At 61.2% G+C, this 4,135-nt stretch carries 4 protein-coding genes; all 4 read left to right on the forward strand.

Features of this window, described 5'->3' with window-relative positions; translation table 11 throughout:
* Positions 1–104 precede the first annotated feature (104 nt).
* The gene (locus AAFX91_RS39610; RefSeq protein ID WP_394570115.1) at positions 105–977 is read left to right on the forward strand and encodes an alpha/beta fold hydrolase; all 873 of its coding nucleotides are present in this window, start codon (positions 105–107) and stop codon (positions 975–977) included.
* Positions 978–1,129: 152 nt separating this feature from the next.
* A complete protein-coding gene (locus AAFX91_RS39615; protein ID WP_394570116.1) occupies positions 1,130–2,053 on the forward strand; it encodes a LysR substrate-binding domain-containing protein in 924 nt (307 codons plus the stop codon).
* A 68-nt stretch (positions 2,054–2,121) separates the two neighbouring features.
* Positions 2,122–3,399 carry a 4-aminobutyrate--2-oxoglutarate transaminase gene (gene gabT / locus AAFX91_RS39620; protein WP_394570117.1) on the forward strand — a complete coding sequence of 426 codons (1,278 nt, stop codon included), beginning with the start codon at positions 2,122–2,124 and terminating at the stop codon, positions 3,397–3,399.
* Positions 3,400–3,475: 76 nt separating this feature from the next.
* On the forward strand, positions 3,476–4,135 hold a 660-nt coding region (locus tag AAFX91_RS39625; RefSeq protein WP_394570118.1), incomplete at its 3' end, for a M20/M25/M40 family metallo-hydrolase.

The following is a 4,135-nucleotide window of genomic DNA, read 5'->3' on the forward strand; positions in this document are numbered from 1 at the left end:
AAGGCTTCCTCCTAAAAGAAAGCCTTGAATCACGTTCAATCTGATTTGAGAATCCCAAGAGTCCACACGGCCTAGCCGTTGGTCATGGCGCCCGGGCCGCAGCCTTGCCATCGACCTCGGCCACGATCACTTATCATCGCACGCAGGTGGATGGCGTCGGCATCTTCTATCGTGAAGCGGGGCCGAGCGACGCGCCGACGATTGTGCTGTTGCACGGCTTTCCGTCCTCCTCGCGGATGTTCGATGCTTTGCTTCCGCTTCTTGCCACGCGCTATCACCTGATCGCACCTGATTATCCGGGGTTCGGCCAGAGCGAGGCTCCGCCGCCCTCACGTTACGCTTACACGTTCGACCATCTCGCCCAGACCACGAACGCCTTACTCGAGCAGCTCAAGATCAGCCGCTACGTCCTGTACCTGCAGGACTATGGCGGTCCGGTTGGCTACCGCATCACGGTGGCTCATCCCGAGCGGGTGCGCGCGCTTGTGATCCAGAATGCGAACGCCTACAGCGAAGGGCTCGGCGCCAAATGGACCGGCATTGCGCAATATTGGGCCGATCGTGATGCCCACCCGGAGCAGGTCGACGCTTTCACCTCGCTCGAAGGCGCCAAGGCCCGTCACATCGGCAACAGCCCCAATCTCGAGCGCTACAATCCCGATACATGGACCGACGAATATGCGTTCCTGTCCCGGCCTGGGCAGCGCGAAATCCAGGCGGACCTGCTCTACGACTATCGCACGAACGTAGCCTCTTACCCCGCATGGCAGGCGTTTCTGCGCGAGCACAAGCCGCCGACGCTCATCGTGTGGGGACGCTATGATCCATCCTTCATTGCACCGGGCGCGGAGGCGTTCAGGCGCGACCTGCCGGATGCGGAGATTCATCTGCTCGACGCCGGTCACTTCGCGCTAGACGAGAAGGTCGACGACATAGCACGTCTGATGATCGACTTCCTGTCGAAGCAGCCCGAATAGGCCTAAAGCGAACGACACGGGGAGAGAATGGGTCGATGGCCCTTGTATAGGAGCGAACAGGGCACCCGACGATGTGTCTGTTCTAATTGAAGAAAATATTTAGGTGAGGCATAACCCTCGGCGATTGAAGCGCTGATTGTCTCCACACCCCTATGACCAGGCCCCGGGTTCCATCCCTTGTTGCGTTGAGAGCTTTTGAAGCTGTTGGCCGCACCGGCAGTATGCGTGCCGCTGGCGATGAGCTGGCGGTGAGCCATACCGTCGTTTCGCGTCACATCCAGAACCTCCAGGAAAGCCTCGGCGTCACGCTCGTCCGCGCCCAAGGTCGCGGCGTCATGCTCACCGAACGAGGTTCGTTTCTCTATGAGCAATTGTCGCAAGCGTTTGAGATCATCGCGCGCGCTACGGTTGCGGTGCGTCCTCCGTCGCGAACCACCCTGAACATCTGGTGTATTCCCGGCATTGCCAACCGTCGGTTGCTGCAGAGGCTTCCCGAGCTAACGGGGCCACCGAACCGATGGGAAGTTAACCTGCAGCCAACATTGTCACACCCCGATCTCTCGCGTGGTGAGGCGGATGCCGAGATCGTCTATGCCGACGTGATCACCACGCATCTCGACCTCGCGTCCGAGCCCTTGATCCGGCCGAGGGTCTTCCCGGTGGCCAGCCCGAGCTATCTGGCGCGTCATCCCGCCATAACGAGCCTGACCGACTTGGCCTCGATCGCGTTGATCCACGAAGAGTCGACGGAGCAATGGGAGCGCTGGTTTCGGCTGGCCGGATTGGTCGATTTGCCGCAGCTCGGCGGCCAGCGTCTTTGGCATGCCCATCTCGCCATCGAGGCGGCGCGACTGGGGCAGGGGGTGGCGATCGCCAATGACGTCCTGGTCGAGGACGACCTTCGCACCGGCGCGTTGGTCGAACTCCTCTCTACCTCCGTCTATATGGGAACGTACCAATTGGTCGCTTTGAAAGAGCGCTGGCGCGACCTGGCGATTGTTGCACTGCGGAATTGGCTACAAAATGTGCTGGCCGGCGCACCGAACGGTCCGACCGGTGCATGTGAGTCACCATAGCGCGATAATAAAACTGGTTGTTCGTTCGATAGCGCCAACTACGGTCCCCTCAACTTGGGGAAGTAAGAATGGCGCTAAACTCCGAACTGATGTCACGCAGACAATCTGCGGTGGTCCGTGGTGTTGGTCATGCCACACCGGTTTTCGCTGAGCGGGCACTCAACAGCGAGCTTTGGGACGTCGAGGGGCGACGTTACGTTGATTTTGCCGGTGGCATTGCGGTTCTCAACACCGGTCATCGCCATCCGCGGGTGATCAAGGCGGTTCGCGATCAGTTGGATCGCTTTACGCACACCTGTTTCCAGGTCGCCCCGTATGACTCCTATGTTGAACTCGCCGAGCGTCTCAATGCGCTGGCGCCGATCAGCGGGCCGCTGAAGTCGATACTGCTCACGACCGGCGCCGAGGCTACCGAGAATGCGGTCAAGATCGCTCGTGCGGCAACCGGCCGCACTGGCGTCATCGCGTTTACGGGGGGATTTCACGGGCGCACCGCTTTCGCGTCGGTAATGACGGGAAAAGTCGTTCCCTACAAGAAGGGTGTTGTTTCCCCTCTTCCCGGCGTGTGGCATGTGCCATTCCCGATCAGTGGCAGCGAGATTAGCGTCGACGACGCGCTGCGCTATATCGGTTTCATTTTCAAGGCCGATATCGATGCATCCCAGGTGGCGGCGATCATCATCGAGCCGGTGCAAGGCGAAGGCGGTTTCCACCAGGCTCCCCCCGAACTCATGCGCGGGCTGCGCCGCATTTGCGACGAGAATGGGATCGTGCTGATCGCGGACGAAGTTCAGACCGGATTCGGTCGGACCGGAAAAATGTTCGCGATGGAGCACTACGACGTCAAGCCAGACCTTATCTGTGTCGCGAAGAGCCTTGCCGGTGGCTTGCCGCTATCGGGCGTGATCGGACGTGCCGCGATCATGGATGCGGCGGAGCCGGGTGGCCTCGGAGGCACATATGCAGGCCATCCGCTGGCATGCGCGGCGGCGCTTGCGGTCCTCGATGTGTTCGAGCAAGAGAACCTTCTTGCGCGCGCCAATAAGATCGGCGCGCGCTTGCGCGATGCGATCGATCGTTTCGCGCAGGCCAATCATCTGCTGCCGATTTCCCGGGCTCGCGGATTGGGCGCGATGATCGCCTTTGATGTGCTCAAGCAACGGGGAAGCAACGAGCCGGACGCTGAAGCCACCAGTCAGGTCACCAGACTCGCGCACCAGAACGGCCTGATCCTGCTGTCCTGCGGCACGACTGCGAACACGATTCGGATCTTGGTCCCGCTCACGGCGTCGGACGAGATCGTGGACGAGGGACTTTCGATCCTCGAATCCTGCCTCGTCACCTGAACTCCACGACCGGCGAAAATCGACCAGACCAACAATGGGCATTCGGTGAAATGACCCTTGCGCACAGGAGACGACCTTGGAAACTGAGCTGACCAAGACCAACAGTCTTGCCGAAGAATTGCGGGCTGCTGTCGATCGCAACTTTGACGACCAGGTCGCCTTCCTCGCGCGCCTGGTGCAATTCCGCAGTCTGCGCGGCCAGGAGGCCCCACTCCAGGCCTGGATGGCCGAGCGCCTGGCCGAGCGCGGCTACAAGGTCGATGCCTTCAGCCTCGCCGATGTCGATCTGATGAGCCATCCGAAGGCGGCCCCGATGGACGGGATCGATCTTGCCGGCTCGAGGCAAGTCGTGGCGACCCATGACGGCGACGGGAAGGGACGTAGCCTGATCATGCAGGGCCATATCGACGTGGTGCCGGAAGGCCCGCTCGATTTCTGGGATTTTCCGCCGTTTGACGGTGTGGTGCGCGACGGCTGGATGCACGGCCGCGGCGCTCAGGACATGAAGGCCGGCGTCTCGGCGATGATTTACGCGCTCGATGCGATCCGGGCTGCGGGCTACGCGCCGCAGGGCCGCATCCACCTGCAGACCGTCACCGAGGAAGAAAGCACCGGCAACGGCGCACTGTCGACGTTGATGCGCGGCTATCGCGCCGACGCGTGCGCATTGCCTCACCAAGGATGTTACCGGAGAACTGACCGTCAGGATTGGGGCGGCGATACCGAATCGGATCGG

It is taken from the genome of Bradyrhizobium sp. 31Argb (assembly GCF_043638955.1).
GTDB lineage: Bacteria > Pseudomonadota > Alphaproteobacteria > Rhizobiales > Xanthobacteraceae > Bradyrhizobium.

What these genes read in the sequence shown, in the direction of transcription:
- AAFX91_RS39615 (WP_394570116.1), top strand. Translation starts at nt 1,130, where the DNA reads ATGACCAGGCCCCGGGTTCCATCCCTTGTTGCGTTGAGAGCTTTTGAA.
- gabT (WP_394570117.1), top strand. Translation starts at nt 2,122, where the DNA reads ATGGCGCTAAACTCCGAACTGATGTCACGCAGACAATCTGCGGTGGTC.